Consider the following 26,220-nt stretch of genomic DNA (forward strand, 5'->3'; position numbering starts at 1 on the left):
GATGTTCTCGGTCCTCACCGACAACTGGCCGTTGTTCCGGGACGGCTTCTGGTTGACCATCAGGCTGTTCCTGGTGTCCGGCGTACTCAGCCTGATCATCGGCACCGTGCTCGGAGCGTTCCGCGTCTCCCCGGTGCCCGCGCTGCGCGGCTTCGGCACCGGCTACGTCAACATCCTGCGGAACACCCCGCTCACGCTGGTTTTCGCGTTCCTGTTCTTCGGCGCCGCCAAGATGGACCTCGCCCTGCCCAACCCGTTCTGGACCGCGGTCGGCGCACTGACGATCTACACGTCGGCGTTCATCTGCGAGGTGGTCCGGTCGGGCGTCAACACCATCGCTCCGGGCCAGTCCGAGGCGGCCCGCGCGGTCGGCATGTCGTTCGTCCAGGTGCTCACGATCGTGGTGCTGCCGCAGGCCTTCCGGGCGATCATCCCGCCGTTGATGAGTGTGCTGATCGCCTTGCTGAAGAACACCACGATCGCGGCCGGCTTCTCGGTGGTGGAGGCCGGCTCGATCCCGGCAGCGATGTCCGAGCGCGGTGAGAACCAGCTGCTGACGCTGCTGTGGATCACGATCGGATTCCTGATCCTCATCGTGCCCCTGATCTTCCTGCAACGGTGGGCCGAACGACGGACGGCGGTAGCCTGATGAGCGCAGTTCTGTACGAGACGCCCGGACCGCGCGCGAAGCTGCGGAACCGGATCTCCAACGTCGTGGTCCTGCTGGTGCTGCTCGGCGCGATCGCGTGGCTGATCCACCGGATGTACGCGTTCGGTCAGTTCGAGGGACGGCTCTGGCGGCAGTTCCAGTACTCGTCGATCCAGCGGCAGATGCTGGACGGTCTGCTGAACACGCTGAGGGCCGCCGGGCTGGCGGCCGTTCTCGCGCTGCTGTTCGGCGCGGTGTTCGCCGCGGCGCGGATCAGCGACCACAAGTGGGTGCGGACGCCGGCGACCCTGATCGTGGAACTGTTCCGCGCGGTGCCGCTGCTGATCCTGATGTTCTACTTCTACTTCGGCAACATCCAGTTCGGCCTCGGGCTGGGCCCGTTCTGGGCGGTCGTCTTCGGTCTGACCCTGTACAACGGGTCGGTTCTCGCGGAGATCTTCCGCGCCGGTATCGCCGCCGTACCGAAGGGTCAGCGCGAGGCGGCGTACGCGCTCGGTCTGCGCAAGAACCAGGTCGTCCGCCTGGTCCTGCTGCCGCAGGCCATCAGCGCGATGCTGCCGGCGATCGTCAGCCAGTTGGTCGTCCTGCTGAAGGACACCGCGCTCGGCTTCATCATCACCTACGGCGAGTTGCTGTACGTCGCGAAGCAGATGGGCGGCCGGCTCACGTACGGGTTCCCGTACATCCCGACGTACATCGTGACCGCGGTCATCTACATCGGCCTGTGCTCGCTGCTGTCGCTGCTGGCCCGCTATTTGGAGGGCCGCTCGAGGCGGCGCCGCAAGATCACCGGCGCCCCACCGCCACTGCCGCTGTCCCAAGACCCAGGCCAAGGCGCCCCGGTCTGACAATCGAGGGCCTCTCCGCATCGGAGGGGCCCTCGATTCTGTTCAGCGCAGGGTGTTGAAGGAGTCGCGGATGATGTCGAGGGCTTCGGCGGCTTCTTCCTCGGTCAGGGTCATCGGGGGCGCCATGCGGAGGACGTTGCCGTAGAGGCCGCCCTTGCCGACCAGGAGGCCGCGGTTCTTGGTTTCCTGCTGGAGCTTGGCCGTCACCGCCGCGTCCGGGCTGTTGTCGTCCGGTTTGACCAGCTCGGCGGCGAGCATCAGGCCCTTGCCGCGGACGTCGCCGAGCTCGGGGAACTCGTCGGAGATCCCGCGCAGGCCGTCGACCAGTTGTGCGCCGCGCTTGGCCGCGTTCGCCTGCAGGTCCTTGTCGAGCAGGTAGTCGATCGTGGCCTTCGCCGCGCTGGTCGAGATCGGGTTGCCGCCGAACGTCGACAGCGAGTTCGCCTTGACACTGTCCATCAGGTCGCCGCGCGCGACCACGCCGCCGATCGCGAACCCGTTCCCGAGGCCCTTCGCGAACGTCATCGCGTCCGGTACGACGCCGTGCGCCTGGATCCCCCAGAAGTGGTCGCCGGTGCGGCCCCATCCGGTCTGCACCTCGTCCGAGATGAACAGGATCCCGTACTCGTCCAGGACCTCCTTGAACGCGGCGTAGAGACCGTCCGGCGGTGACGAGAACCCGCCGACCCCCTGGATCGGCTCCGCGATCATGCAGGCGACGTCGCCGGCGGTCGTGGTCTCGATGACGTTGCGCAGGTCGTCGACGCAGACCTTGATGTACTCCGCGTCGGGCAGGTCGCGGAACGGGCTGCGGTACCGGTACGCGCCCTGCGCGTACTGCACGTTCACCGGCGACAGGCTGCTCGCGGACCAGCCCCGGTTGCCGGTGATCGCGACGGTGCCGAACGCGCGGCCGTGGTACGAGTTGCGCATCGCCAGCACCTGGTTCGAGCGGCGGTTCTGGGTGGCGAGCAGAAGGGCCGTCTCGTTCGCCTCGGTGCCCGAGTTGGCGAAGAACACCTTCGCGTCCGGGATCCCGGACAGCTCGGCGATCTGCTCGGCCAGCTCGATCTGCCGGCGGATCAGGTACACCGTCGAGGTGTGCGCGATCCCGGACGCCAACTGCTCCCGCACCGCATCGGAGATCTCCGCGATGTCGTAACCGATCGCGTTGGTCAGGATGCCGGCGAAGAAGTCGAGGTACGTGTTCCCCTCACCGTCGGTGACCCGGCGCCCGGACCCCTGCACGATCTCGATCGGCTCCTCGTAGTACAACGCGAGCCAAGCCGGCATAACGGCCTTGTGACGCTCCCAGAGCTCCGCATGTGTCATGCCCTAAGCATTACCTCAGCCGATAGCAGGCGTCTATTAGTGTGCTCTCCGTGACAATGCCGAGCATTCCGCACGTGGACATCGAGTCGTTGGAGCAGTTCGACCGGCTGCTGGCCGCGGGCGCCACCGCGATGGCCGGGTGGCGGGTGCAGTCGGTCGATCTGACCGGCCGTACGGCGGAACTCCTCGGACTGCAGCCGACCGGCTCGGTGTTCCTCGGCTGCTTGCTGGAGGACAAGGCCGAAGAGTGGGTCCGGGACGGCGGCGGGCTGGTGTTCCCGACGATCCCCGAGCTGCCGTTCGATGCGTACCGCGGCCGGCTGTACGACGCCGACGAGCTGTACGCCGGCCTCGAGAACGGGTACGACGCCACGCCGGACGCCCGGATCTACGCATGGTCTCGTCAGCACGACGAGAAGGGCGATACGAGCCGTACGCTCGCCACCGCGCTCCACGACCACGCGATCGCGGATGCGTTGGCAGAACTGCCCGACGACAAGGCGTGGGTCGGCGTGATGGGCGGGCACGGCGTACTGCGGGGCGACGCCAACTACCGCGCCGCCGTACTGCTCGGCCGTACCCTTGCCCGGCGCAACCACCTGGTCGTGACCGGCGGCGGTCCGGGCGCGATGGAGGCCGCCAACCTTGGTGTGTCGCTGGCGTCGTACGCGGAGACCGACGTCGACGCCGCGCTGACCGAGCTTGCCGCCGTGCCGTCGTTCCGCCCGTCGATCGGCGCGTGGGCAGCGGCCGGGCTGAGCGTACGGGCTCGCTTCCCCGGGAACGGCGGGGTGTCGATCCCGACCTGGTTCTACGGCCACGAGCCGCCCAACGTGTTCGCCGCCTGGATCGCGAAGTACTTCTCGAACGCCCAACGCGAGGACGTCCTCCTCGGCCGCGCCCGCGGCGGCATCATCTACCTCCCCGGCGCCGCCGGCACCGTCCAGGAGGTCTTCCAGGCGGTAACCCCCAACTACTACGGCGACGCAGCCACCCAGATCCCCCTCGTCCTCGTCGGCGTGGAGCACTGGACCGTGACGCTGCCGGTGTGGCCCCTCCTCCAATCCCTGGCCGCCAACCGCCCCATGACCCACTCGATCCACCTGGTCGACACCATCGACGAGGCAGCCTCGTTGGTCAGCTGATCCTCTTCGTCAGCTTGACGTCCTCCTCCTCGAAGCCGAGGCGGTTGTAGAACGTACGGGCGTTGGTGTTGGCGGCACCGGTGTCCAGGGTGATCGTCCTCAGGCCCTGCTGCCTGGCGTGGTCGGTGACTGCATCCATGAGCGCGCGGCCGACGCCACGGCCCTCGTGCTGTGGGGAGACCACCAATTCACCGACGTACAACTCTTGGTCGCCGGACCAGTGGGCGCGTTGCTCGCCGGCGACGAAGCCTGTGATGTCGTCGCCGTCTTCGGCGACGAACACGAAGCGGTGGGGTTCGCCGGCACGGTGGAGGGCTTCCACGACCCAACCTGTGACGGCTGACAGCACACCCTCGGGTGGGCGCCAGGGCGCGACACCTTCGGTCAGTCGTGGGGCAAGGGCGAGGACGGCTGAGTGGTCTGCCTCTTCGTACCGGCGAATGTGCATGTCTTCAGTTTGATCAGGCGACCCGGTGTGGCTTGAACTGCATCTGTGGATCGGCGTACGCGTCCTGTGATTCGACGAGCTGCAACTCGCGCTCTCCCGACTCGTGGGTGCGCGTGAGCAGATCGAAAACGCTGGAGGTCGTGCGCGCGAGCGCCTCCGCGAGATCACCCGTACGGCGGTAGTGCGCCGTGAAGAGCGCGGCCGTCACGTCACCCGAGCCGTTCGCCTTCATCGGGATGTACGGCGTCTGCACGAGCCACGCGCCACTGTCGTCGACGGCCAGCATCTCGATCGTGCCGTCCTCGCGATCGGGGCGCTCGACGCTGGTGACGAGCACCGTGCGCGGCCCGGTCGCGCGGACCAGCTCCACCGAGGCCAGCGTGGACTCGAGCGTGTCCGGCTCGGTGCCGGTCAGGAAACCCAGCTCGAACTGGTTGGGCGTGATGATGTCGGCTGCCGGAACCACCCGATCGCGCAGCAGCACCGGAATGGCGGGAGCGACGAAGCACCCGGACTTCGCGTTCCCCATCACCGGGTCGCAGGAGTACACCGCCGCAGGATTGGCCGCCTTCACCCGCTCGACCGTCTCGAGGATCACGTCGGCGATGCCCTCGCCACCCTGATAGCCCGAGAGCACCACGTCGATCTGCGGAAGGACCCCGCGGTCCTCGATCCCCACCAGAACCTCTCGCACGTCGTCCGGGCTGATCATGGGACCACGCCACGCCCCGTAGCCCGTGTGGTTCGAGAAGTTCACCGTGTACACCGGCAACACCTCTACACCGATGCGCTGAAGCGGAAACACAGCTGCCGAGTTACCCACATGCCCGAAGGCAACCGCCGACTGAATCGAGAGAATCTTCACCGCCCGATCATGCCCCACCGCGCCTTCGCCGACCGCCGCCACCCCCAGCTGGCCTGCGTCCTGGACGCTTAGCTGAGCCATTCCTCGGCGGTGTCGAGGAATGCGTCGACCTCTGCCACGTCGTACCCCTCGGTCAGCCGGACCGGCGTGAACTGAACATGCCGGATCTCGCGTACCGTCACCGGCCGCTTGACCGGTAGCCCGTTCACGGTTGCCATCAACCGGTCGAGGAATTCGTCGACCTCGTACGGCGCGTAGCCCTCGCGCAACCGCACCGGCGTGAACAGCGGCGCCGTCCGCTCGCCCTTGACCGCTCCCGACGGACCGGCCACCGGGCGATCGGGCAGCCAGCGCTCCGCCTCCGTCAGGAAGTCGTCGACCTCATTCGCGGCGTAGCCCGCGCCGAGCAACGGCGTACGGAAGGCAGCGTTGCGAAGGTCGTCCACGGTGACGTTCGGACCGACCGACCGGCGTTCGACCGTGGCGATGACGCGGTCGACGAACGCGTCGACCTCCGCGCGGTCGTAGCGGTCACCGAGCCGGCGCACGCTGAACTCGGGCTTCAGCATCAGGACTCGCTCGCGGCGAGCTGCCCGCAGGCGCCGTCGATCTCCTGACCGCGGGTGTCGCGGACCGTGACCGGGATCCCGGCGGCCTCGAGACGGCGCACGAACTCACGCTCGTCGGCCGGGTCCGAGGCGGTCCACTTCGAGCCCGGCGTCGGGTTCAGCGGGATCAGGTTGACGTGCACCCAGCCCCAGTCGCCGCGCGCGTTCAGCTTCTCGGCGAGCAGGTCGGCCCGCCAGGCGTGGTCGTTGATGTCGCGGATCATCGCGTACTCGATCGAGACCCGCCGCTTGGTCTGCCGCGCGTACCCCCAGGCCGCGTCCAGCACCTCGTCGACCTTCCAGCGGTTGTTGATCGGCACCAGTTCGTCGCGCAGCTCGTCGTCCGGCGCGTGCAGCGACAGCGCGAGCGTGACCGGGATCCCCTCGGTCGCCAGCTGGTTGATCCGCGGCACCAGCCCGACCGTCGACACGGTCACACCGCGCGCCGAGATCCCGAGACCTTCCGGCGACGGATCCGTGAACCGCCGTACGGCGCCCATCACGGCCTTGTAGTTCGCCATCGGCTCGCCCATGCCCATGAACACGATGTTCGAGACGCGTCCCGGCCCGCCGGCGACCTCGCCGCGCGCGAGCGCCCGCGCACCGTCGACGACCTGCTCGACGATCTCCGCGGTCGTCATGTTGCGCGTCAGGCCGCCCTGTCCGGTCGCGCAGAACGGGCAGGCCATCCCGCAGCCGGCCTGGGAGGACACGCACATCGTCACGCGGCCCGGGTACCGCATCAGGACCGACTCGACGAGTGAACCGTCGAGCAGCTTCCACAGCGTCTTGCGGGTCTCGCCGTTGTCGCATTCCAGGTCGCGTACGCGCGTCAGCAGCGGCGGCATCAGGTCGGCGACGAGCTTGTCGCGGGTCGCGGCCGGCAGGTCGGTCATCTCGGCCGGGTCGGACACCAGCCGGGAGAAGTAGTGGTTGGACAGCTGCTTGGCCCGGAACGCGGGCTCACCCAGCGCCTCGACCGCCGTACGCCGCTCCTCCCCGGTGAGATCGGCCAGGTGCCGCGGCGGCTTCTTGGCACGGCGCGGCTCATCGAACACAAGGGGAAGGGAGGTAGCCATAACCGACCTATTGTCGCCCGCCGGTACCGCGCTTCACAAATTCACATCCCCGGCGTGCTGCGGATCACTCTCCCAACTTTGAGAAGCCACCGACCATTCTCGGGGCGGCCGAATGATCGGTGGCTTCTCAAAGTGCCTCAGGCGGAGTAGCCCTTGGGCGGGATGAGGGTGGCTAACTGGTTGAAGGTTAGCCAGTACGTCGCGGTGGGGGCGAAGCCGGCGGGGTCGGCGATCAGGACGGTCTGGTCGCTGTCGTCGTACCCGATCACCGTGAAGTAGTGGTAGATCGTGTAGTTCGGGTAGCCCGGCGGGTGGTTGCTGGCCGGGGCGACGATGTTGGCGACGATCGGGTAGTTGTTGTCGATGTCCAGTACGACGTCCCGCCAGAGCAGGTCGCGCTGCGCCTGGGTGGGCGGGTCGTTCGGCATCTCCTTGGTCTCGTACCAGCCGGTGCCGAGGTGGTTGTTGAGCACCCGGGTAACCTGGCCGATCCAGTCGGTGCCGTTGGTTGTGGTCGGCAACTCGTTGGCCAGTTGCTGCTGGCTCGGCGGCGAGATCCGCGCCGAGAGCGCGATCCGGGTCGCGGCCGGGCCGCACCAGTAGCCGGTCTGCTGGTACTGGAAGTCGATGTTCAGCGTCTTGACGGTCTGCGTCGAGTAGCCGAGCTTCGGGACCGGCTTGGACGCCGCGACCGCTTCGGCCGAGACGGTCTGCGGTACGGCGCTTGCCACGTTCAGCGGAAGCACCGCGGCCGCGATCAGGGCGAGACCGCTCAGAGCAGCCTTGAACTTCGTCGTGGGAATCATGTCAGCTCCTCACTGGACGACCGGGGGCGGATCGTCCTGTGTTTGATACTGACACGGCACATTGAGTCGTGGTGAAAAAATCACCACTCGTTTCCATCTCAGTGGAAAGGGTCGATGATTTCGCGAACCAGCCAGCGCACGGCGTGTTCCGGGTACGGGCGGGGCAGCGAGAGCACGATGTGATCGAAGCCGAGTCCAACGGCTTTTCGTACGATCGCGCGGGTCTCGGCCGGGTCGTCGTACGAGACGATCTGCTGCAGCGAGCGGCTGATCGTCGACGGATCGCGTCCGATCCGCTCGCATTCCGCGTCCAAACGGCGTACGCGATCGGCAATCGTGTCGAAGTCGACGTGCGGCGGGCCGCTGATGTTCCAGGTGTCGGCGTACTCCGCGACGAGGCGCAGCATGCGGTTGCCCCAACCGCCGATCAGCAGCGGCGGGCCACCTTGCTGGACCGGCTTGGGCGCGTTGCGAGTCCGCTCCAGCGTGTAATACCGGCCGTGGAAGTCGAACTCGTCCTCGGTCCACATCCGGCGCAGGATCTCGATCGTCTCGCGCAGCCGGTCGATGCCCTCCCCCGGCGGGACGAGCGTCAACCCGTAGGCCGCGTACTCCTCGATCGCCGGATTCGGGCCGGGGATGCCGCTCCGGCCGGCTGGTTGGTGGGTGCCTCCGGCACCGAGGCCCATGATCAGGCGGCCGCCGGAGATCACGTCCAGCGTGCTCGCGATCTTGCCGAGAACGGCCGGCGGCCGGATCCGGTTGCTGGTGACGAGGAGCCCGAGGCGGAGTCGCGTGGTTTGCGCGGCGAGTGCGGTCAGCAGGGTCCAGCCCTCGAGGACGTCGCCGTCCTTCGGGCCGGCGAGCGGGAGAAAGTGGTCCCAGAGCCAGGCGTCGCGGATCTGCGGCACCTCGTCGGCCTCGAGCCAGACGCGGCGGATCTCGGCGTACGGGACATGCATCGGGGTGGTCTTCAGACCGAAGGTCGGTTCCATAATCATCAGGGTAACTGATGATCAGCAATCCTGACGATCAGTTACCCGGTAGATTTGACGATATGGCGTCCGACCGGCTGGGGTACCTGCTCAAACACGTCCTCGCGCAGCTCACCGAGGCGCAGACGGCAGCGTTGGCGCCGCACGGCCTGAACGGGCGTGATCTGGCGGTGCTGGCGGCGATCATGTCCGGTGAACCGCTCTCGCAGCTCGAGGTCGCCGCCCGGCTGCGGGTGGACCGGACCTCCATCGGCGATCTGCTGGACGGCCTCGAGGAACGCGGCTTCGTCGAACGCCGGCGCAGCCCGGAGGATCGGCGCCGGAACGTCGTCGTCCTGACGCCACTGGGCGAGTCCACGTTCGAGACCGCGGAGCGGATCCGGTTGGAGGTGGAGCAGGCGTTCCTCGCTCCCCTGTCCTCTGCGGATCGTTTCCGCGACGACCTGCGGCTGCTGCTCGGGGAATGAGCGCTCCGGCGGGCAGGTTGGACTCTGTGTGCTTTCCGTCCCGCTGTCAGTCCTGGACCGCTCCCGGACGCGCGTAGGCGAGACCGAGGCCGAGACGCTGCGCGCGACCGTGGAGCTGGCGCAGCAGGTGGAAGAGCTTGGCTACAAGCGTTTCTGGGTGTCGGAGCACCACAGCGTGCCAGGAGTGGTCGGCTCTGCGCCGACGGTGCTGGCTGCGGCTGTTGCTGCTCGCACCGGTCGGATCCGCGTCGGCACGGGCGGGGTGATGCTGCCGAACCACAAGCCACTGGTCGTGGCGGAGCAGTTCGGCGTACTGGAGTCGCTGTACCCGGGCCGGATCGACATGGGCCTTGGCCGCTCAGTCGGCTTCACCAACGGCGTACGGCGGGCGCTCGGTGTCGAGAAGGACGCAGCGGACGACTTCACCACGCAGGTCCAGGAGCTCCTCGGGTATCTGGCCGGTACGTCGACCGACCAGGTTCATGCACGACCGGGTGAGGGGCTGCGTATCCCGCCGTTCGTTCTCGCCGTCGGCGAAGGCGCGACGATCGCGGCATCGCTGGGGCTGCCCGTGGTGCTGGCTGCGCGCTCGGACTCAGCCGACCTGCTCAAGGACTACCGGAGCACGTTCCGGCCGTCCGCGTGGGCGTCGGAGCCGTACGTCATCCTCGCTGTCACCGCTGCGGTAGCTGACTCCGCCGAGGCAGCCCGAGAGCTCTTGTTGCCGGAGGCATGGGCCAGTGCGTACTCACGCACACGGGGCGTGTTCCCTCCGCTGCAGCCCGACGTACCGGACGAGATGACCGCGCGCGAGCAGGAGTTCTTCGAGAACGCGCTCCGCGGTCAGATCTACGGTACGCCGGCCGATGTCGACGAGGCGCTCGACGACCTGGTACGCCGTACCGCTGCCGACGAACTGCTGATCACCACGAACACCTACGACCGCGCCGCGCTCCTGGCGACCTACGCAGCGCTGGCGAAGCTCACCGGCTGATCCGGTCCTCGAGCCGCTTGCGCACGTCCGGCCACTCGTCGGCCAGGATCGAGAACACCACCGTGTCCCGGAACGAGCCGTCAGCCAACAGCATGTGCCGCCGCAGCACGCCTTCGCGGGTCGCCCCGAGCTTCGCGATCGCCGCCTGCGACCGGGTGTTCTTCGAGCCGGTCTGGATCTTCACACGCCCGAAGCCACACGTCTCGAAGGCATGCTCGAGGAGCAGGAGCTTCGTCGCCGGGTTGACGGCCGTCCCCCAGACTGCCGGCGCGTAGCCCGTCCACCCGAGGTGGATCCGCTCGTTGACGACGTCGACGTCGCCGAGGCTCGACGTACCGACGACGGTGCCGTCGGCAACCAAGCGGACGACGTACGCGAACCGTTTGGCCGCGGCCGGGATCCACTTGGCGCGCATGTCCTCCGCGCTGGTCGGCATCGCAGCGGGGCCGCCGCCGAAGCCGCCCGCGTACACCTGCTCGTTGGCGATCGCGGCGTACAGCTCGTCGATGTCGGACTCCTGCATCCGGTCCAGGCGTACGACGTCGCCGACCAGGGGGCGTCCGTCCGGGGCGACGGTCATGGGGCCTCCCGGCCTGGACTGAGGAGCGGAGGGAGCGAAGCGACCGGAGCGACGAGGGAAGGACGGGAGTTACAGCCCCATGACCCGCCGCGACGGAGTCGCGGCATCAGTACCGTCATGCTTTCACCAGCAGGTGCAAGAGGAGCCAAACGATCGGCGCGGTCGCGAGCAGCGAGTCCAGCCGGTCCATGACGCCGCCGTGGCCGGGCAGCAGATTCGACATGTCCTTGATCCCCAGGTCGCGCTTGATCATCGATTCGCCGAGGTCACCGACCGTCGCGGTCAGGACCGCGACCGCGCCGACGATCGCACCGACCCACCAGTGACCGTCCAGCAGGAAGACAACCGCGGCGATACCGCCGCCGATACACGCGAGGGCCGAGCCGGTGAAGCCCTCCCACGACTTCTTCGGGCTGATCGTCGGCGCCATCGGGTGCTTGCCGAACAGCACACCGGCCGCATAACCGCCGACGTCACTGGCGACGACGACCACGAAGAACGTGACCACCCGTCCGGGGCCGTCCGCCTCCGGCTGGACCAGCAGGATCGCGAACCCGGCCAGCAGCGGCACGTAGCCGATCAGGAACACCCCGGCGCTCACGTCCCGGACGAACCCGACCGACCCGCCCGGCATCCGCCAGAAGATCGTCCCGAGCACCGTGATCCCGAGCGCGACGAGCAGTGCCATCGGTCCACCGAAGTACGCCGCCACCAGCATCGCCGTCGTACCGGCGAACAACGGGATCCGCGGGATGACCGCCCCACCGGTGCGCAGCGCCTTGATCATCTCGTCGACGGCGACCAGCACGACGGCCAGCACCAGGACGGTGAACAGGACCTTCTGCCAGTACAGCGATCCGAGGATCAGTGCGCCGAGCCCGACCCCCACCGCGATCGCCGCGGGCAGATTGCGCCCGGCACGGCTCGGGCTGGGACTCGGCGCAGGCGTGCTGTCGACGCCCATCACACCTCGAGCAGTTCGGCTTCCTTGTGCTTGAGCAGGTCGTCGATGGAGTCGACGAACTTCTTCGTCAACCCGTCGAGCCGCTTCTCAGCACTCTTGCCCTCGTCCTCGCCGGCGTCCCCGTCCTTGACGGTCTTGTGCACCTGGTCCATCGCGTGCCGGCGGATGTTGCGGACCGAGACCTTGGCCTCCTCGGCCTTGGTCTTCGCGACCTTGATGTACTCCTTGCGGCGCTCCTCGGTCAGGGCCGGCATCACGACCCGGATGATCGCGCCGTCGTTGCCCGGGTTCACACCCAGGTCCGAGTCGCGGATCGCCTTCTCGATCGCCGCCATCGCACCCTTGTCGTACGGCGAGATCAGCACGGTCCGGGGCTCCGGCACCTGGAACCCGGCCAGCTGCTGCAGCGGGGTCGGGCTACCGTAGTAGTCGGCCAGAATGCCGGCGAACATCTGCGGGTGCGCCCGGCCGGTGCGGATCGCGGCGAAGTCGTCCTTCGCAACCTCCACGGCCTTCGACATCTTCTGCTCGGCATCGCGGAGAGCTTCGTCGATCACGACATTCCTCGCTTCCTCTGGGCCACCTCGGCGCGGCCACATTCCTACCCTACGAACGCGGGTCTACCAGATAACGGACATCCACCCGTGTTCCGACGATCCTAGTCGTACGGCGGGGTACCGAGAACGCCGGGTACGCCGGGTTACTGCCCCCGGGAGACGACCGTGCCGATCTTCTCGCCGTGGATCACCCGGGCGATGTTGCCCTCCTCGAGACCGAAGATCACGATCGGCAGCGCGTTGTCGCGGGCCAGGCTGATCGCGGTCGCGTCGGCGACCCGGAGCCCGCGGGCCAGGAAGTCGTCGTACGACAGTTGGTCGAACTTCACCGCGTCCGGGTTCTTCTTCGGGTCGGAGTCGTAGACGCCGTCAACGCCCTGCTTGCCCATCAGCAGCGCCTCGGCGCCGACCTCCAGCGCGCGCTGGGCGGCGACCGTGTCGGTGGAGAAGTACGGCATACCGGAGCCGGCGCCGAAGATGACCACGCGGCCCTTCTCCAGGTGCCGCTCGGCCTTGCGCGGGATGTACGGCTCGGCGACCTGGCCCATCGTGATCGCGGTCTGCACCCGCGTCTCGATGCCGAGCTTCTCCAGGAAGTCCTGCAGGGCCAGGCAGTTCATCACGGTGCCGAGCATGCCCATGTAGTCGGCCCGGTTCCGCTCCATGCCGCGCTGCTGGAGCTCGGCGCCGCGGAAGAAGTTCCCGCCACCGACCACGACGGCGACCTGCACGCCTGCCCGCGCCACGTCCGCGATCTGCTTGGCGATCGAGTTCACAACATCGGGGTCGACGCCGAGCTTGCCGCCGCCGAACACCTCCCCGGACAGCTTCAGCAGCACGCGGTGGTAGGCGGGCGAGGACGGCGAAGAGGCCGGACTCGTCTCGGTACCCAGGGTTTCCGTCACGATTCCGGCCTCCTCGTTCGTTGCTTTGTGCTTCGGTGCCTGTGCGCTCAGATCCTTCGCGGGATCAGGCGCCGACCTCGAAGCGGGCGAACCGCTTCACGGTGACACCGGCGGCGTCGAGCACGGCCTTCACGGTCTTCTTGTTCTCCGTGACCGACGGCTGCTCGAGCAGCACGACGTCCTTGAAGAAGCCGTTGACCCGGCCCTCGACGATCTTCGGCAGGGCGCCTTCCGGCTTGCCCTCCTCGCGCGCGGTCGCCTCGGCGATCCGCTTCTCGTTCTCGACCGTCTCGGCCGGGACCTCGTCGCGGGTGGTGTACAGCGGACGCATCGCGGCGGCCTGCATGGCGGCGCCACGGGCAGCCTCCACGTCGTCGCCCTCGAACTCGACCAGTACGCCGACCTGGGGCGGCAGGTCCGCGGCGCGCTTGTGCATGTACGCCGTGACCTTGCCGTCGAAGACGGCGACCCGGCCGAGCTCCAGCTTCTCGCCGATGACCGCGGCCAGCGCCTCGATGTTCTCGGCGACCGACTTGCCGTCGGTCAGCTTCTCGTTGAGCAGGCCCTCGACGTCGCCGACCTTGCTCGCCGAAGCGTGCGCGACGATGTCGGCGGCCAGCTGCTGGAACTGCTCGTTCTTGGCGACGAAGTCGGTCTCGCAGTTCAGCTGGACCAGAGCGTTCTCCGCCGCGGCCACCAGGCCGTTGGTGGCGGACCGCTCGGCGCCGCGCTTCTGGGCCTTGGCCGCGCCGTGGATGCGCAGCTCCTCGATCGCCTTCTCGAAGTCGCCATCGGTGGCCTCGAGCGCCTTCTTCGCGTCCATCATGCCCGCGCCGGTGGCGTCGCGGAGCTTCTTCACGTCAGCGGCGGTGTAGTTCGCCATTCCTCGATCTCTCGTCTTGTCGATGCGTCAGCTAGTGGGACTCGGGCGGTCCGCCGGCCCTTGACCGGGCGGTACCCGGTGACGGACCCGCGAATGCGGTCCGGCGAGGGGCCGCCCGGCGTGAACCGAGCGGCCCCGCGGGCAACTCAGGCCTCGTCGGACTTCTCGGAAGCCGCGGCCGGGTCGACCGGGACAACCGGGGTGTCGTCGGCCTTGGCGACGGTCTCCGCGACCGCACCGGACTCGGCGACCGGCGGCTGCTCGGCCACAGCGTCCGTAGCCTCCGCGGCGGCGACGACCTCGGCGGTCTCCGTCGTGGCGGTCTCCGTCGCGGCAGCTTCCGTCTTGGCGGTGCCGTTCTGGCTCTCGAGCAGCTCGCGCTCCCAGGCGGCCATCGGCTCTTCCTGGCCCAGCTCTTCGCCGGCCGCGGCGGAACCCTGGCCGGAGCGGCCCATCAGGCCGTCGGCGACGGCGTCGGCGACGACCCGCGTGAGCAGGCCGACCGAGCGGATCGCGTCGTCGTTCCCCGGAATCGGGTAGTCGACCTCGTCCGGGTCGCAGTTGGTGTCCAGGATGCCGATGATCGGCAGCTTCAGCTTGCGCGCCTCGTCGACGGCGAGGTGCTCCTTCTTGGTGTCCACGATCCACACGGCGGCCGGAACCCGGGCCATGTCGCGGATACCGCCGAGGGTCTTGAGCAGCTTGTCGTGCTCGCGACGCTTCTGCAGCAGCTCCTTCTTGGTGACACCGGACGCGGCGACGTCGTCGAAGTCGATGAGCTCGAGCTCCTTGAGCCGCTGCAGCCGCTTGTTCACCGTCTGGAAGTTGGTCAGCATGCCGCCCAGCCAGCGCTGGTTCACGTACGGCATCCCGACGCGGGTCGCCTGCTCGGCGATCGCTTCCTGGGCCTGCTTCTTGGTGCCGACGAACAGGATCGCCCCGCCCGACGCCACGGTGCTGCGCACGAACTCGTACGCGCGGTCGATGTAGGACAGCGACTGCTGCAGGTCGATGATGTAGATGCCGTTGCGCTCGGTGAGGATGTAGCGCTTCATCTTGGGGTTCCAGCGCCGGGTCTGGTGCCCGAAGTGCACGCCGCTCTCGAGCAGCTGCTTCATGGTCACGACGGCCATGAGGTCTCCTTATTGCGACCCGGATGCGCTCCGGGTCTACTCGGTTGTCTCGCCACTGACCGGATGATCCGCGGCTCCTGATGCCCGTCGCGCGATTCCACCCGGATCGCTCCGGGACCGTCGGATTCGACGCTCTTGTGCGGGCATGCGTAGTCGCCCCACCTAGGTGTGGCGCCACCGGAAGTGTACGGGACCACCCACGCCCAACGCGAACCGGGTCAGGTTGTCCACAAATCCCGGATCGCCCGTCCCGAGCCACCCCGAAACCGGCATCTTCCCTGGCATGAACCTCGCCCTGCTCCCCCTCGCCACCCCGCCCCCGCCGCCCACACCCACCCCACCTCCGCACGCCGTCGCGGCCTGGCCGCTCCAACCCCGCCCGGAGGTCGTGCGCGGCTTCGAGCTACCCGCGAAACCCTGGTTGCCCGGCCATCGCGGGGTCGACCTCGCCGGCCGCCCCGGCCAACCTGTCCTCGCAGCCACCGCCGGCACGATCACGTACGCCGGTGCGCTAGCCGGGCGCGGCGTCGTCACGATCACCACCGGCCCCCGCCGTACGACGTACGAACCGGTCGTCCCCGCGGTGTCGGTCGGAGTCACCGTCAAGACCGGCACCGTCATCGGCCGCCTGTCCGCCGCGGGCTCGCACTGCCTGCCCAGATCCTGCCTGCACTGGGGCCTGCTCCAGGGCAAGCACTACGTCAATCCCCTGACCCTGCTCCCCAACCGCCCCGTCCGCCTGCTCCCGCTCGCCGAGAGAGCGACCCAACCAGCCGCGGCAGCGCCCCGCACCGTCTCACCCGCACCCGAAAGCCCACCGGACCATAACCAGCGCGCGGCCAAGCTCGTCATCGCCGCGACCGCCGCTCTGGCACTCACCGCCGGCTTGCTGATCAGGCGCGGATGAACCTCACGCGTGCGGCAGGTTCAGCTGCCAAGACACCCCGAACCGGTCGTTGACCCACCCGAACTTCTTGCTGAACCCGTAGTCACCCAGCGGCATCAGCGCTCCCCCGCCCTCGACCAGCGCGCCGTACAGCCGGTCCAGTTCCGCCTCGTCCGCACAGTCCACGAACAACGACATCGAAGGAGTGAAGGTGAAGCCATGGTGCTGATAGCTGTCGCTGCACATGAACTGCTGCCCGGCCAACCGGAACACGGCCACCATCACAGACCCCTCGGGACCCGGCCCTTCGGCGCCGTACTTGACCATCGACACGACCTCCGCGTCCTCGAACAGCGACAGGTAGAAGGTCATCGCCTTCTCCGCGCCGCCCTCGAACATGAGGAACGTCTTGATCTGCTGCATCGCTCATCTCCTACAGTCGCGGCTTATATAAGTCACGACTGTAACATGCGATCAGCTGCCGGGGACCCGGGCCTGCCAGGCGTCCTCGTCCTTCGAGCGGCGTTCGACGCCGGCCGGGAGCTTGTTCTTGGCGAGATCGATCAGCGTGGTGTTCTCGAGCACGTCCCGCAGGCTCGCGCGGGCGGCGATCCAGACCCGCTGCAGGACGACCGCGTGCTCGTTGTACGTGACGCTCTCCGGCCGGACGCCCGAGATGCTCACGATCGGGCCGTCGACCGCGCGCATCACGTCGGCGACGGAGATCTCGTTGGGATCGACGGCCAACCGCCAGCCGCCCGACTGCCCGCGCTGGCTGGACAGGACGCCGGCGCGCCGCAGATCGGCCAGGATGCCCTGCAGGAACCCGTGCGGGATGCCCTGCGCCCGACTCAGCTCCTCGGCCGACACCACCGCCGCATCGCCGGCCACCCACCGCTGGGTGATCTCGATCAGAGCTCGCAACGCATAGTCAGACTTCGCCGAAACCCGCATGTCCCGCAGTCTGCCGCATCCCGGCGCTCACGCGCCGCATCCCCGGGCCATGTCACGCCTGGGTCATGCCTCGTCATGCCTGGGTCATGCCCTGGGGTGCGCCTGCTGATAGGCCTGGCGGAGACGATCCGTGGAGACGTGCGTGTAGATCTGGGTCGTCGCGAGCGACGCGTGCCCGAGGAGCTCCTGCACGCTCCGCAGGTCCGCGCCGCCCTCCAGCAAATGCGTGGCCGCGGTATGGCGCAGACCGTGCGGCGCGAGATCCGGTGCGTCGACGGCCGCGATCCGCTCATGCACCATCCGCCGTACCGCCCGCTGATCGATCCGGCCACCGCGCGCCCCGAGAAAGGCCGCCGGCCCACTCCCCTCGCGCGCCAGCTTCGGCCGCGCCTCGACCAGCCACCGCTCGAGCGCCTGCCCGGCCGGTACGCCGTACGGGACCGACCGCTCCTTGCGCCCTTTGCCGAAGACCCGCACGACGCGACGCGAGTCGTCCACGTCGTCGACGTCGAGGGCACACAGCTCACCGACGCGGATACCCGTTGCATAGAGCAACTCCATGATCGCGAGATCACGCAGCCCGACCGGACTGCCGTCGTCCGCGGCAACCGCTGCAGCGTCGAGCACCGCGCGGGTATCGGCCTGACCGAGCACCCCAGGAAGGGTCTTGTGCGCCTTGGGGCTGGCCAGCAACGCTCCGGGATCCGTATCGATCCGCCCGGTCCGCTGCGCCCAGGCCGTGAACACCCTCGCGGCCGTCGCCCGGCGAGCCATCGTGCTGCGGGATTTCCCCAGACTTTGCTGTTTCGCCAACCACGACCGCAGGCTCCGGATATCCAACTGCCCGAGATCATCGTGACCAAGCCGAATCAAATGTTCGAGTAAATCCGCGACATCTCCGATGTAGGCTCTCACCGAGTGAGTGCTGAGGTCTCTTTCCGCCGTCAGATGCCTTTCGTAGTCAGCCAGTAACACAGCGAAACTTTCCGGCCAGGAACGGTTTCCGGTGACTTCGTCCGGCGTCATACCTCGACGATGCGTGAGGTGGCCCGGCATCGCAAGGCACCGCGCGGGACGGACGAGAGGAGGGCTGGTCGATAGCCCAACGGTCGACTACTGTTCGGCCCGATTGCCCTAGTAGCAACGGAGGCACCCCTGACCATGGCCCCCTCAGCGAACGGACAGACCGTAGGCCGGCGCCTGCCGGTCGAGTCGGCGTTCACTCGAGTCGAGGACGCGCGGCACCGTCTGCCGCGTTTGTTCGGTCGTCGCGACCTGGTTGTACTCGGCCTGGGCGTGATGATCGGCTCCGGCATTTTCAGCATCAGCGGCGTTCAGGCGGCAAATGTCGCCGGACCGGCAGTGATCCTGTCGTTCGTCATCGCCGCGATCGTCTGTCTGCTGGCCGCGGCCTGTTACGCCGAACTGTCGTCCACCATCCCGGTTTCCGGTAGCGCGTACACGTTCAGTTACGTCACCTTCGGCGAAGCGTGGGCGTGGCTGGTCGGCTGGGCGCTCGTGCTCGAACTCGTCACCGCGGCGGCGATCGTCGCCCGGGTCTGGTCGGCGTACTTCTTGGCCACGCTGGACGGCTTCGGAGTGACGCTGCCCGCCGGAGTGGCCCAGTTCTTCGGCCCCGAAGCCAAATTGAACCTGGTGGCCCCGCTGCTGCTGCTGATCCTGACCGCGCTGATCGTGACCGGCACCAAACTCTCGTCCCGCGTCCTGACCGTCGTCGTGATCGCGAAGGTCGCGGTGATCCTGCTGGTGGTCATCGTCGGCGCCGCGCACATCAACATGGACAACTACCACCCGTTCGTCCCACCGGCCCGGGCCGCACCCGCGACCGCGAGCCCGACGTTGCTGGGCTGGATCCTGGACTCGTCGTTCGGCTCGTTCGGGACGATGGGCATCTTCACGGCCGCGAGCACGATCGTGTTCGCCTACATCGGCTTCGACCTGATCGCGACCGCGTCCGAGGACGCCCGCAGCCCGCGCAAGACCGTCCCGCAGGGCATGCTGCTCGGCGTCGGCGCAGTGACGATTCTCTACATCGCGATGGCAGTCGTGCTGGTCGGCATGCGCCCGTACGGTCAGCTGGGCGGCGGTGCACCGGTCTCCGAAGCGCTGGCCGCAGTCGGCGTCGGGTGGGCCGCGAAGGTGGTCAACCTAGGTGCCTTGCTCGCGTTGATGACGGTGATCATGGTGGTCCTCATCGCGCAGAGCCGGGTGCTGTTCAACATGGGCCGTGACGGCCTGCTCCCGAGGAGCCTCGGCCGCGTCAGCCGCGTGTACTCCTCCCCCGCCCGCGCCGCAGCCGCCGCCGGCGTCGCCGCCCTGGCCCTCACGCTGTACCCGAAGGTCCTGGAGCTCGAGGAACTGCTCGTCATCGGAGCCCTGTTCTGCTTCGCGTTCTGCGCGATCGGCGTCCTCACCCTGCGCCGCTCCGAGCCCAACCTGGAGCGCGGCTTCCGGGTGCCGATGGTCCCGCTGATCCCGCTGCTGTCACTCGCCGCCACGGTCTGGCTGATGCTCAACATGAAGACGAGCACCTGGACCAAGTTCGGCATCTGGATGGTCATCGGCATCGCGATCTACGGGCTCTACGGCCGCTGGCACAGCCGCCTCGCCAACGAGGACAGCTGGGACTTCGACCTCGGCGACACCGACCCCGGCACCGGCGGCCTCCAGGCCATCCGCGCCGACCACGACCGCCCCACCGAACTCCGCGCCATCCGCACCCCACCCGAACAGCAACAACAAAAACCCACCCGCGGCAAACACATGCGCAGCTAGCACCCCACCAGACGACCGCACGAGCGGCCCGTGGAGAACCGTCAGTCAGGGCGAGCCGGCTGCACTCGTTCGCATCCGCAGGCGGCGAAGCCGTGCCTCGGTGAACAAGCGGAACGCAACCATCGCCCCGAAATCGGCCGCCGTCTGGGCCACCTGGGCCCTCGTTCTCCCTGGACCGCCTCGCGTGCCCCGCTCTCCTTCTTCTCGCCGGTGGGGTCCTCGGCAAGGACGCGCTCGCGGGCGCGTCCGCGGCGGCGCCGCGTGCGCTTGCTCGCAGCCGCCCGGCGGCGCAGGGTGCGTTTACTCACGGGCCGTTCACGGCCGCGCTGGGCGCGTCTGCTCGCAACCGCCCGGCGGCGCAGGGCGCGTTTACTCACGGGCACGTTCACGGCGGCGTTGGGTGCGTTTGCTCGCAGCCGGCGCAGCGGCTGTCTGGGTCCGTGGCGGGGAAAGCGCCCTCGACCAGGAAGGCCACTGGTAGGAGTCAGCAGGCCCCAGAACGGTCCGACGTCCGGCCAGCCGACCGGGCCCTGCCAGCCATCAAGGCGCTCGCTCTGCTGGACCATTTAGCCGCAACCGCCGCCACCGTCGTCAGCGCCCGCCAGGAGCCGGCGGGCTTCTGAATGGTCGTCGTTCGGCGAGCCTACCGGGGCCTGGCAGGCGTCGACCTTTTACGTTTGTCAGATGAGTCGAATCTTCACCGCCACATTCGCGTCTGTGTATCCGCTGTATGTGGCCAAGGTCGAAAAGAAGGGACGCACGAAGGCCGAACTCGATCAGGTGATCGAGTGGCTGACCGGTTTCGGCCCGGTAGCGTTGAATGATCACCTGGAGGCGGGCACGACCTTCGAGGACTTTTTCGCCGAGGCTGAACTCAATCCGCGCGCATCGTCGATCACCGGCGTCATCTGCGGGGTACGCGTCGAACACATCGAAGATCCCCTGATGCAGAAGATCCGCTACCTCGACAAACTGGTCGACGAACTGGCCAAGGGCAAACCAATGGTCAAGATCCTGCGCCCATAGCCGCACCGCCGACCCCGCGACCTCATCGGCTCATCGGCTCATCGGCTCGTCAGGTCGCCATCGACCGTTGCCGGCATGGGCTCCCAGACGAATCCGTCCGGGTCGACGAAGTTGCCCGCGTCGCCGCTCAGTGCGATCCGGTGCGACCCGCTGCCGTCGACCGGTACGCCGGCGTCCTTCGCCAGGGCCCTCCGCCCGTACAGTCCCAGCTTGATGGGGCCCGTGGTGGCGAACTCGACGTACTTGCGCCCGAAGCTCCTCGCCACGGCCAAACCGTGGTCCACGTAGAATTTCTTGCTCACGGCAACATCAGCGCAGCCGAGCAGCAGTACGACGGAGTCGATCGCTCGTGTCACCGGACCGGTGTCCTTCTTCGCCGAGGTGGCCACCTTCCAGATCGTGCCGTCGGGCGACTGGACGACGCCGCCGTACCCCCACAACGACTTGGTCACCGGCTTCACCACCGTCGCACCGGCAGCCACCGCCGAGTCGAAGAGGCTGCTCACCGTACTCGGCTGGGCCACCGTCAACGACAACGTGAAGTCACGAAAACCAGTCGTTTCCGCGGTCGACTCCCGCACCCGTACCTGCCCACTCAGCCCGAAGGCATCCGTGAGGAACCGCTCTGCCGAAGAACGGTCGGCCACTTCCAGAACCACACTGTGAAGAGTTGTCATGTCTCCAACCTAGGTAGCCAGGCTGCGGCTTGCTTCTCGATTCCTGACCAACTCCGGACGGCTGAAGGTGGATCGTTGTCTTGGGCCCGTGGTTGTCACGGGGACGGTGGGGGTGGGGTGGGTAGGCGCCAGCCGGCGGGGGTTTGGGTTATGAGGGTTAGTGCGGCGAGGGTTTGTAGGCATTGCTGGGCGGTGGGGACGTCTAGGCCTGCGGTGTTGGCTATGCGGTCGGTGGTAGCGGGGTTGTGGACCGGGACGGCGTCCAGGGTTCGTTGGAGGTCGGGGTCGAGGGTGTCCGTGAGGGTTGGGGCGGCTCTTGGGGGTTGGGTCAGGTTGGTGCCGAAGGGGGAGATTGCTTCGATGATGTCGGCGACGTTGGTGGCCAGGACGGCGTTGCGTTCGCGGACGAGTAGGTGGCTGCCGGCGGACATGCGCGAGGTGATCGGGCCGGGGACGGCGAGGACGGGGCGGCCGCATTGTTCGGCCCAGCCGGCGGTGTTGAGGGCACCGCTTCGTACTGCGGCTTCGATGACGACGGTGCCTTGGGTGATGGCGGCGATGAGTCGGTTGCGGGCTAGGAAGCGGAGCTTGGTCGGGGCGCAGCCGGGTGGGAGTTCGGTGATGACCAGGCCGTCCTCCGCGATGCGGCTGAGCAGGGCGGAGTTGCGTTTCGGGTAGCTGACGTCGACGCCGCAGGCGAGGACTGCGATTGTCGTGCCGGCCGCCGCGAGGGCTCCGCGGTGTGCGGCCGCGTCGATGCCGTAGGCGCCGCCGGAGACGACCGTGAGGCCGTTGTCGGCGAGGCCGGAGGACAGCTCGGCGGATACGTGTTCGCCGTACGACGAGCAGGCGCGGGCGCCGACGATGGCGACGGCTCGGGTGAGGGCGCGGCGGAGGTTCGCGCGGCCGCGGACCCAGAGGCCGAACGGTACGCCGGCTCGGCGGGTCAACTGACCTGCTTCGTCGAGGACTTCGACCTCAGCCGGCCATTCGTCGTCGCCGGGGATCACGAACCGGGCGCCGGCGGCCGCCGCTCGCTCGAGATCGCGGTGTGGGTCGGCCGTGGCGAGTCGCGTGGACCAGCGCTCCAGGCCGGAGGCGTTGTGCTGGAGACGGTCCCAGATCTCCAACGGTGGAAGGCCTTCGAACGCCTTGAGAGCGGCGAGGTCGCCCGGCTCGACCACCCGGGACAGACCCGCGCGGGCCAGACGCTCCTCATCTCCGTTGCCACCAGCAACCGACTCGAAGCCATCCGCTCCTCGCCCGGAGCCAGAACCCTCGGCACCGACTCTCCCGGCTCCGGAAATCCCCGCCCCGGGTCGCCCGGGGGTTCCTCCCCCGAGGCCGGCTGCGGCGCGAACGGTCGCCGCACGGACGGCTGCTGTGGGGACAGCTGGTGCGACACCGGCTGGTGCGACACCGGCTGGTGCGACACCGGCTGGTGCGATACCGGCTGGCGCGAGGACGGGCGCTGCGGGGACGCGGGACGCGGAGGCGAGGACCGTGGGTCGGAGTGCGTGGTGGATGGTCATTGGGTGGGTCCTTTGAGGGGGCGGACATCGGCTAGCTGGGTCAGGGGCTCGCCTGAGCGGAGTTGGAAGGCTTCATGGGTCTGGTCGACGGTGGGGATGGGGGCGCCGGCTAGATCGGTCAAGGTCCAGGCGAGGCGGACCACGCGGTCGAAGCCTCGAGCAGTAAGGCGGCCGGCGGAGTAGTGCTCTTCCAGGAGCTTTTGGCTGGCGTCGTCCAGCGGATGCTCGCGACGCAGGACCGGGCCGGGGATCTCGCTGTTGAGGGTCCAGGCGCTCTCGCGGTAGCGGTGCGCCTGGCGATCGCGAGCGGCCTGGACGCGAGCGGCGACGACGGCGGTCGACTCCACGGGTTGACCGTCGGTGACGGTGCGGGCGGCCGGCAGGATCTGGCGCTGGATGTCGAGGCGGTCCTTGATCGGGCCGCTGATCCGCTGGCGGTACCGCGCCAGATGCTGTGGTGTGCAGCTGCAGATGCCTTGGTTGGTGCCGGACAGGCCGCAGGGACACGGGTTGGCGGCGAGGACGAGCATGAAGCGGGCGGGGAACTTCGCAACGGCTGCGGCCCGGTGGACCTCGACGAAACCGGATTCGAGTGGCTGACGAAGGGTGTCGAGGGTCAGCGGATGCATTTCCGGCGCCTCGTCGATGAAGAGGATGCCGCGGTGCGCGCAGCTGATCGCGCCCGGTCTCGGCACGCCGGTGCCGCCGCCGACCAGGCTGGCAAGGGATGCGGTGTGGTGCGGCGCGATGAACGGCGGCCGGTGGACCAGCTCGGCGTCGTTGGTGAGCAGGCCGGCGAGTGAGTGCACGGCTGAGACCTCGAGGGAGTCGTCCGTGCTGAGGTCAGGCATCAGTCCGGCCAGGCGCTCGGCAAGCATGGTTTTGCCTGAGCCGGGTGGGCCGTGCAGGAACAGGTGGTGACCGCCGGCGGCTGCGGCCTCGATGGCGCGTCGGCCCTCGCGTTGGCCGATGATGTCTTCGAGATCGACCTCCGGCAGTCGGATCAGCGACTCCGACACCAGGCGTGGCTCGGCGCGGGGTGGTGCTTCGTCGGGGATCTCGGTGCCGCGGAGCAGGGCGAGGACCTGGCGCAGCGAGCGAGCGCCGTACACCTCGATGCCGGGGATCAAGCGGGCCTCGCCGACGTTGAGGTCGGGGACGACGATGCGGTCGAAGCCGGCCCGGGACGCGGCCAGGGTCATCGCGAGTGCGCCGCGGACCTCGCGGATGCGGCCGTCGAGACCCAGTTCGCCGATGATCGCCGTACGGCGGAGCGCGCCGGGATCGACTGCGCCGGCTGCGGTGAGGAGCGACAACGCGATGGCGACGTCGTAGTGCGAGCCGGTTTTCGGGAGTGTGGCGGGTGACAGGCCGATAGTGACCTTGCGGTCGGGGAACCGCTCGCCGCTGTTCACCACGGCGGCGCGGACGCGGTCGCGGGCTTCGGACAGCGACGTGTCGGGAAGGCCGATCAGGGTCGTCTTCGGCAGGCCCTGGGCGATGTCGGCCTCGACCTCGACCAGGTGGCCCTCCAGACCGACCAGGGCGACGGACCAGGTGTGAGCGAGCGCCATCAGATCGCACCTCGCACGTGGTCCACGGTCGGTGGCGTGTTGTGGTCGAACAGGATCGAGATGACGTCGATCCTGATCTCTGCCGGTCTGAGCTGATGGGTCTGCAGCCAGCGGCCGGCCAGCCTCCGGAGCGTGGCCAGCTTCCGGTAGGTGATCGACTCCAGCGGGGAGCCGTAGTTCAGCCCGCGCCGGGTCTTCACCTCACAGACGACGAGTGTGTCGCCTTCGCGCGCGACGATGTCGATCTCGCCGAACTCGCAGCGCCAGTTGCGCTCGAGCACGGCGAAACCGTGCGTGCTGAGATACCTCGCGGCGAGATCCTCGCCGTACCGTCCGACGGTGTTCCTGGTCCGCATCGATGACCACCTCCGGCAGAGAAGATGCCGGGATCAGGCCTCGAAAACGGACCTCACCTTCGAACTGTGGACAACCGCCTGCCTGCGGACGAGGTCAGCGGCCGAAGTCGGAGTCCTTCGGGACTTCCAGGTCGGACTTGGCGAGCTCTTCGATGTTGACGTCGCGGAAGGTGACGACCTTGGCGTTCTTGACGAAGCGGGCGGAACGGTACACGTCCCAGACCCACGCGTCGGCCATCGTCACCTCGAAGTACACGTCGCCGCCCTCGGTGCGGACCTTCAGGTCGACCGCGTTGCACAGGTAGAAGCGCCGTTCGGTCTCCACGACGTACTTGAAGATCCCGACGACGTCCTTGTACTCCCGATAGAGCTGAAGCTCCATATCGGTCTCGTACTTCTCGAGGTCGTCAGCGCTCATGCCTGGCTCTCCACTCCGGTGGGACTGGTGACATTCTGTCCCATATCGGGCCGCAGACTGCGGCGGACATTCTCAAACCGCCGTCGATGTTGTGGGCACGGGCCGTATTCGTCCAGTGCCGCCTGGTGTTCAGGGGTGCAGTACCCCTTGTGGATCCCGAACCCGTACTGCGGGTACACCTTGTCCCAGTGCTCCATCACGCGATCCCGCGTCACCTTGGCGATCACTGACGCGGCAGAGATGCAGGCGGCCACCCGGTCACCCTTCCACATCGCCAGGCCCGGTACGCCGAGACCGTCGACGCCGAAGCCGTCGGTCAGCACGTACGACGGCCGCACGTCGAGCCGGAACAACGCCCGGCGGAGCGCCTGCACGTTGGCGACGTGCATACCGAGCCGGTCGCACTCGTCCGCCTCGATGGACACTACCGACCAGGCGAGGGCACGCTTGCGGATCTCTTCGTAGCAGCGCTCCCGCGCCTTCGCGGTGAGCAGCTTCGAGTCCGCCAGCTCCGGGATCTGACCGCGCTTTCCCTCCGGCAGGATCACCGCTGCGGCCACCAACGGGCCCGCGCACGGTCCACGACCGGCCTCGTCGACACCGGCGATCGGATCCAGGCCGACGCGCCGCAGGGCCCGCTCGTACCCGTACAGCCCGGCGTCCCGCCGTACCGTGCTCCCGCGCGGTAACGCGCTCATCCAGCCCTCCGCATCACACAACTC

General features: G+C 68.2%; 30 protein-coding genes. 8 read left to right on the forward strand and 22 right to left on the reverse strand.

All coding sequences use genetic code 11. The annotated features are described in order from the left end of the window. The first annotated feature begins 1 nt into the window (after position 1). Both EV651_RS30210 and EV651_RS30215 read left to right on the forward strand, forming a co-directional pair. Positions 2 to 649, forward strand: coding sequence for an amino acid ABC transporter permease (locus tag EV651_RS30210; protein WP_133788671.1), 648 nt, complete (start codon positions 2 to 4; stop codon positions 647 to 649). Then, the gene (locus tag EV651_RS30215) at positions 649 to 1,518 is read left to right on the forward strand and encodes an amino acid ABC transporter permease (protein WP_133788672.1); all 870 of its coding nucleotides are present in this window, start codon (positions 649 to 651) and stop codon (positions 1,516 to 1,518) included. Before EV651_RS30210 ends, EV651_RS30215 begins: the two co-directional genes overlap by 1 nt. 42 nt (positions 1,519 to 1,560) lie before the next feature. On the opposite strand, the gene EV651_RS30220 is transcribed toward EV651_RS30215, so the two are convergent. Continuing rightward, positions 1,561 to 2,850: an aspartate aminotransferase family protein gene (locus tag EV651_RS30220; protein WP_133788673.1), complete on the reverse strand. Its 1,290-nt coding sequence runs from the start codon at positions 2,848 to 2,850 to the stop codon at positions 1,561 to 1,563. Between the two features lie 56 nt (positions 2,851 to 2,906). Between EV651_RS30220 and EV651_RS30225 the strand changes: the two genes are divergently transcribed. Further along, the gene (locus EV651_RS30225; protein ID WP_133788827.1) at positions 2,907 to 3,995 is read left to right on the forward strand and encodes an LOG family protein; all 1,089 of its coding nucleotides are present in this window, start codon (positions 2,907 to 2,909) and stop codon (positions 3,993 to 3,995) included. Here EV651_RS30225 and EV651_RS30230 read toward each other — a convergent pair. The 6 genes from EV651_RS30230 to EV651_RS30255 form a co-directional block, all read right to left on the reverse strand. Then, positions 3,988 to 4,443: a GNAT family N-acetyltransferase gene (locus EV651_RS30230; protein WP_133788674.1), complete on the reverse strand. Its 456-nt coding sequence runs from the start codon at positions 4,441 to 4,443 to the stop codon at positions 3,988 to 3,990. The two genes, EV651_RS30225 and EV651_RS30230, sit on opposite strands and share 8 nt — an antisense overlap. 13 nt (positions 4,444 to 4,456) lie before the next feature. Next, the gene (pdxY, locus tag EV651_RS30235; RefSeq protein ID WP_133788675.1) at positions 4,457 to 5,308 is read right to left on the reverse strand and encodes a pyridoxal kinase PdxY; all 852 of its coding nucleotides are present in this window, start codon (positions 5,306 to 5,308) and stop codon (positions 4,457 to 4,459) included. Positions 5,309 to 5,376: 68 nt separating this feature from the next. After that, the gene (locus tag EV651_RS30240; RefSeq protein ID WP_133788676.1) at positions 5,377 to 5,877 is read right to left on the reverse strand and encodes a DivIVA domain-containing protein; all 501 of its coding nucleotides are present in this window, start codon (positions 5,875 to 5,877) and stop codon (positions 5,377 to 5,379) included. After that, positions 5,877 to 6,995, reverse strand: a complete 1,119-nt coding sequence (gene rlmN, locus EV651_RS30245; protein WP_133788677.1) for a 23S rRNA (adenine(2503)-C(2))-methyltransferase RlmN — start codon at positions 6,993 to 6,995, stop codon at positions 5,877 to 5,879. Before rlmN ends, EV651_RS30240 begins: the two co-directional genes overlap by 1 nt. Positions 6,996 to 7,132: 137 nt before the next feature. After that, a complete protein-coding gene (locus EV651_RS30250) occupies positions 7,133 to 7,801 on the reverse strand; it encodes a C39 family peptidase (protein WP_133788678.1) in 669 nt (222 codons plus the stop codon). Positions 7,802 to 7,899: 98 nt separating this feature from the next. Continuing rightward, positions 7,900 to 8,796: an LLM class flavin-dependent oxidoreductase gene (locus EV651_RS30255; protein WP_238157282.1), complete on the reverse strand. Its 897-nt coding sequence runs from the start codon at positions 8,794 to 8,796 to the stop codon at positions 7,900 to 7,902. 62 nt (positions 8,797 to 8,858) lie between these two features. On the opposite strand from EV651_RS30255, the gene EV651_RS30260 reads away from it, so the two are divergent. Together EV651_RS30260 and EV651_RS30265 are read left to right on the forward strand one after the other, a co-directional pair. After that, complete coding sequence (locus tag EV651_RS30260; RefSeq protein ID WP_202870576.1) at positions 8,859 to 9,263, forward strand: MarR family winged helix-turn-helix transcriptional regulator; 405 nt, start codon at positions 8,859 to 8,861, stop codon at positions 9,261 to 9,263. A gap of 28 nt (positions 9,264 to 9,291) precedes the next feature. After that, positions 9,292 to 10,257, forward strand: a complete 966-nt coding sequence (locus tag EV651_RS30265; protein ID WP_133788680.1) for an LLM class flavin-dependent oxidoreductase — start codon at positions 9,292 to 9,294, stop codon at positions 10,255 to 10,257. Here EV651_RS30265 and EV651_RS30270 read toward each other — a convergent pair. The 6 genes from EV651_RS30270 to rpsB form a co-directional block, all read right to left on the reverse strand. After that, complete coding sequence (locus EV651_RS30270) at positions 10,247 to 10,837, reverse strand: GNAT family N-acetyltransferase (RefSeq protein ID WP_133788681.1); 591 nt, start codon at positions 10,835 to 10,837, stop codon at positions 10,247 to 10,249. The two genes, EV651_RS30265 and EV651_RS30270, sit on opposite strands and share 11 nt — an antisense overlap. A gap of 115 nt (positions 10,838 to 10,952) precedes the next feature. Further along, a complete protein-coding gene (locus tag EV651_RS30275) occupies positions 10,953 to 11,801 on the reverse strand; it encodes a phosphatidate cytidylyltransferase (protein WP_133788682.1) in 849 nt (282 codons plus the stop codon). Continuing rightward, positions 11,801 to 12,355 carry a ribosome recycling factor gene (gene frr, locus EV651_RS30280; RefSeq protein ID WP_202870588.1) on the reverse strand — a complete coding sequence of 185 codons (555 nt, stop codon included), beginning with the start codon at positions 12,353 to 12,355 and terminating at the stop codon, positions 11,801 to 11,803. The genes EV651_RS30275 and frr overlap by 1 nt, the downstream gene beginning before the upstream one ends. A 146-nt stretch (positions 12,356 to 12,501) precedes the next feature. Continuing rightward, complete coding sequence (pyrH, locus tag EV651_RS30285; protein ID WP_130387683.1) at positions 12,502 to 13,263, reverse strand: UMP kinase; 762 nt, start codon at positions 13,261 to 13,263, stop codon at positions 12,502 to 12,504. Positions 13,264 to 13,327: 64 nt separating this feature from the next. Beyond that, positions 13,328 to 14,146, reverse strand: coding sequence for a translation elongation factor Ts (gene tsf / locus EV651_RS30290; RefSeq protein ID WP_133788684.1), 819 nt, complete (start codon positions 14,144 to 14,146; stop codon positions 13,328 to 13,330). Positions 14,147 to 14,292: 146 nt separating this feature from the next. Beyond that, positions 14,293 to 15,279 carry a 30S ribosomal protein S2 gene (gene rpsB, locus EV651_RS30295; RefSeq protein WP_133788685.1) on the reverse strand — a complete coding sequence of 329 codons (987 nt, stop codon included), beginning with the start codon at positions 15,277 to 15,279 and terminating at the stop codon, positions 14,293 to 14,295. Between the two features lie 283 nt (positions 15,280 to 15,562). Here rpsB and EV651_RS30300 point away from each other — a divergent pair, with 283 nt between their 5' ends. Beyond that, the gene (locus tag EV651_RS30300) at positions 15,563 to 16,186 is read left to right on the forward strand and encodes a M23 family metallopeptidase (RefSeq protein ID WP_133788686.1); all 624 of its coding nucleotides are present in this window, start codon (positions 15,563 to 15,565) and stop codon (positions 16,184 to 16,186) included. Between the two features lie 3 nt (positions 16,187 to 16,189). Here the strand turns inward: EV651_RS30300 and EV651_RS30305 are convergent, their stop codons facing one another. From EV651_RS30305 to EV651_RS30315, 3 genes are all read right to left on the reverse strand, one after another. After that, a complete protein-coding gene (locus tag EV651_RS30305) occupies positions 16,190 to 16,588 on the reverse strand; it encodes a VOC family protein (RefSeq protein ID WP_133788687.1) in 399 nt (132 codons plus the stop codon). A gap of 51 nt (positions 16,589 to 16,639) precedes the next feature. Further along, positions 16,640 to 17,119 (reverse strand): Rrf2 family transcriptional regulator, encoded by a 480-nt coding sequence (locus tag EV651_RS30310; RefSeq protein ID WP_130387678.1) that lies wholly within the window; start codon positions 17,117 to 17,119, stop codon positions 16,640 to 16,642. Between the two features lie 84 nt (positions 17,120 to 17,203). After that, positions 17,204 to 18,145 (reverse strand): tyrosine recombinase XerC, encoded by a 942-nt coding sequence (locus tag EV651_RS30315; RefSeq protein ID WP_133788688.1) that lies wholly within the window; start codon positions 18,143 to 18,145, stop codon positions 17,204 to 17,206. A 135-nt stretch (positions 18,146 to 18,280) separates the two neighbouring features. On the opposite strand from EV651_RS30315, the gene EV651_RS30320 reads away from it, so the two are divergent. Together EV651_RS30320 and EV651_RS30325 are read left to right on the forward strand one after the other, a co-directional pair. Next, positions 18,281 to 19,915, forward strand: coding sequence for an APC family permease (locus tag EV651_RS30320; RefSeq protein WP_133788689.1), 1,635 nt, complete (start codon positions 18,281 to 18,283; stop codon positions 19,913 to 19,915). A 684-nt stretch (positions 19,916 to 20,599) separates the two neighbouring features. Then, positions 20,600 to 20,941, forward strand: coding sequence for a DUF2200 domain-containing protein (locus tag EV651_RS30325; protein WP_133788690.1), 342 nt, complete (start codon positions 20,600 to 20,602; stop codon positions 20,939 to 20,941). 38 nt (positions 20,942 to 20,979) lie between these two features. On the opposite strand, the gene EV651_RS30330 is transcribed toward EV651_RS30325, so the two are convergent. From EV651_RS30330 to EV651_RS30355, 6 genes are all read right to left on the reverse strand, one after another. Beyond that, a complete protein-coding gene (locus EV651_RS30330; RefSeq protein ID WP_133788691.1) occupies positions 20,980 to 21,618 on the reverse strand; it encodes a glyoxalase in 639 nt (212 codons plus the stop codon). 95 nt (positions 21,619 to 21,713) lie between these two features. After that, positions 21,714 to 22,802, reverse strand: coding sequence for a DNA-processing protein DprA (gene dprA / locus EV651_RS30335; RefSeq protein WP_166658840.1), 1,089 nt, complete (start codon positions 22,800 to 22,802; stop codon positions 21,714 to 21,716). 344 nt (positions 22,803 to 23,146) lie between these two features. Then, on the reverse strand, positions 23,147 to 24,724 hold the full coding sequence (locus EV651_RS30340; protein ID WP_133788693.1) for a YifB family Mg chelatase-like AAA ATPase: 1,578 nt from the start codon (positions 24,722 to 24,724) through the stop codon (positions 23,147 to 23,149). Further along, entirely contained in the window at positions 24,724 to 25,080 is a 357-nt protein-coding gene (locus tag EV651_RS30345; protein ID WP_133788694.1) for a YraN family protein, read from the reverse strand. The genes EV651_RS30340 and EV651_RS30345 overlap by 1 nt, the downstream gene beginning before the upstream one ends. Positions 25,081 to 25,174: 94 nt before the next feature. Then, positions 25,175 to 25,498, reverse strand: coding sequence for a DUF2469 domain-containing protein (locus EV651_RS30350; protein ID WP_012922325.1), 324 nt, complete (start codon positions 25,496 to 25,498; stop codon positions 25,175 to 25,177). Beyond that, a complete protein-coding gene (locus tag EV651_RS30355) occupies positions 25,495 to 26,196 on the reverse strand; it encodes a ribonuclease HII (protein ID WP_133788695.1) in 702 nt (233 codons plus the stop codon). The genes EV651_RS30350 and EV651_RS30355 overlap by 4 nt, the downstream gene beginning before the upstream one ends. Positions 26,197 to 26,220 lie beyond the last annotated feature (24 nt).

It is taken from the genome of Kribbella sp. VKM Ac-2571 (assembly GCF_004362255.1).
GTDB lineage: Bacteria > Actinomycetota > Actinomycetes > Propionibacteriales > Kribbellaceae > Kribbella > Kribbella pratensis.

Excerpts from the sequence above, each read along its gene's own strand:
- EV651_RS30225 (WP_133788827.1), top strand. The coding sequence starts at position 2,907 with ATGCCGAGCATTCCGCACGTGGACATCGAGTCGTTGGAGCAGTTCGAC.
- EV651_RS30215 (WP_133788672.1), top strand. The coding sequence starts at position 649 with ATGAGCGCAGTTCTGTACGAGACGCCCGGACCGCGCGCGAAGCTGCGG.
- EV651_RS30260 (WP_202870576.1), top strand. The coding sequence starts at position 8,859 with ATGGCGTCCGACCGGCTGGGGTACCTGCTCAAACACGTCCTCGCGCAG.
- EV651_RS30340 (WP_133788693.1), bottom strand. The coding sequence starts at position 24,724 with ATGGCGCTCGCTCACACCTGGTCCGTCGCCCTGGTCGGTCTGGAGGGC.
- EV651_RS30355 (WP_133788695.1), bottom strand. The coding sequence starts at position 26,196 with ATGAGCGCGTTACCGCGCGGGAGCACGGTACGGCGGGACGCCGGGCTG.
- EV651_RS30270 (WP_133788681.1), bottom strand. The coding sequence starts at position 10,837 with ATGACCGTCGCCCCGGACGGACGCCCCCTGGTCGGCGACGTCGTACGC.
- rlmN (WP_133788677.1), bottom strand. The coding sequence starts at position 6,995 with ATGGCTACCTCCCTTCCCCTTGTGTTCGATGAGCCGCGCCGTGCCAAG.
- EV651_RS30300 (WP_133788686.1), top strand. The coding sequence starts at position 15,563 with ATGAACCTCGCCCTGCTCCCCCTCGCCACCCCGCCCCCGCCGCCCACA.
- EV651_RS30350 (WP_012922325.1), bottom strand. The coding sequence starts at position 25,498 with ATGAGCGCTGACGACCTCGAGAAGTACGAGACCGATATGGAGCTTCAG.
- EV651_RS30210 (WP_133788671.1), top strand. The coding sequence starts at position 2 with ATGTTCTCGGTCCTCACCGACAACTGGCCGTTGTTCCGGGACGGCTTC.
- EV651_RS30275 (WP_133788682.1), bottom strand. The coding sequence starts at position 11,801 with ATGGGCGTCGACAGCACGCCTGCGCCGAGTCCCAGCCCGAGCCGTGCC.
- EV651_RS30250 (WP_133788678.1), bottom strand. The coding sequence starts at position 7,801 with ATGATTCCCACGACGAAGTTCAAGGCTGCTCTGAGCGGTCTCGCCCTG.
- EV651_RS30220 (WP_133788673.1), bottom strand. The coding sequence starts at position 2,850 with ATGACACATGCGGAGCTCTGGGAGCGTCACAAGGCCGTTATGCCGGCT.
- EV651_RS30255 (WP_238157282.1), bottom strand. The coding sequence starts at position 8,796 with ATGGAACCGACCTTCGGTCTGAAGACCACCCCGATGCATGTCCCGTAC.
- EV651_RS30315 (WP_133788688.1), bottom strand. The coding sequence starts at position 18,145 with ATGACGCCGGACGAAGTCACCGGAAACCGTTCCTGGCCGGAAAGTTTC.
- rpsB (WP_133788685.1), bottom strand. The coding sequence starts at position 15,279 with ATGGCCGTCGTGACCATGAAGCAGCTGCTCGAGAGCGGCGTGCACTTC.
- EV651_RS30240 (WP_133788676.1), bottom strand. The coding sequence starts at position 5,877 with ATGCTGAAGCCCGAGTTCAGCGTGCGCCGGCTCGGTGACCGCTACGAC.
- EV651_RS30345 (WP_133788694.1), bottom strand. The coding sequence starts at position 25,080 with ATGCGGACCAGGAACACCGTCGGACGGTACGGCGAGGATCTCGCCGCG.
- EV651_RS30330 (WP_133788691.1), bottom strand. The coding sequence starts at position 21,618 with ATGACAACTCTTCACAGTGTGGTTCTGGAAGTGGCCGACCGTTCTTCG.
- EV651_RS30305 (WP_133788687.1), bottom strand. The coding sequence starts at position 16,588 with ATGCAGCAGATCAAGACGTTCCTCATGTTCGAGGGCGGCGCGGAGAAG.
- EV651_RS30310 (WP_130387678.1), bottom strand. The coding sequence starts at position 17,119 with ATGCGGGTTTCGGCGAAGTCTGACTATGCGTTGCGAGCTCTGATCGAG.
- EV651_RS30320 (WP_133788689.1), top strand. The coding sequence starts at position 18,281 with ATGGCCCCCTCAGCGAACGGACAGACCGTAGGCCGGCGCCTGCCGGTC.
- tsf (WP_133788684.1), bottom strand. The coding sequence starts at position 14,146 with ATGGCGAACTACACCGCCGCTGACGTGAAGAAGCTCCGCGACGCCACC.
- EV651_RS30230 (WP_133788674.1), bottom strand. The coding sequence starts at position 4,443 with ATGCACATTCGCCGGTACGAAGAGGCAGACCACTCAGCCGTCCTCGCC.
- EV651_RS30325 (WP_133788690.1), top strand. The coding sequence starts at position 20,600 with ATGAGTCGAATCTTCACCGCCACATTCGCGTCTGTGTATCCGCTGTAT.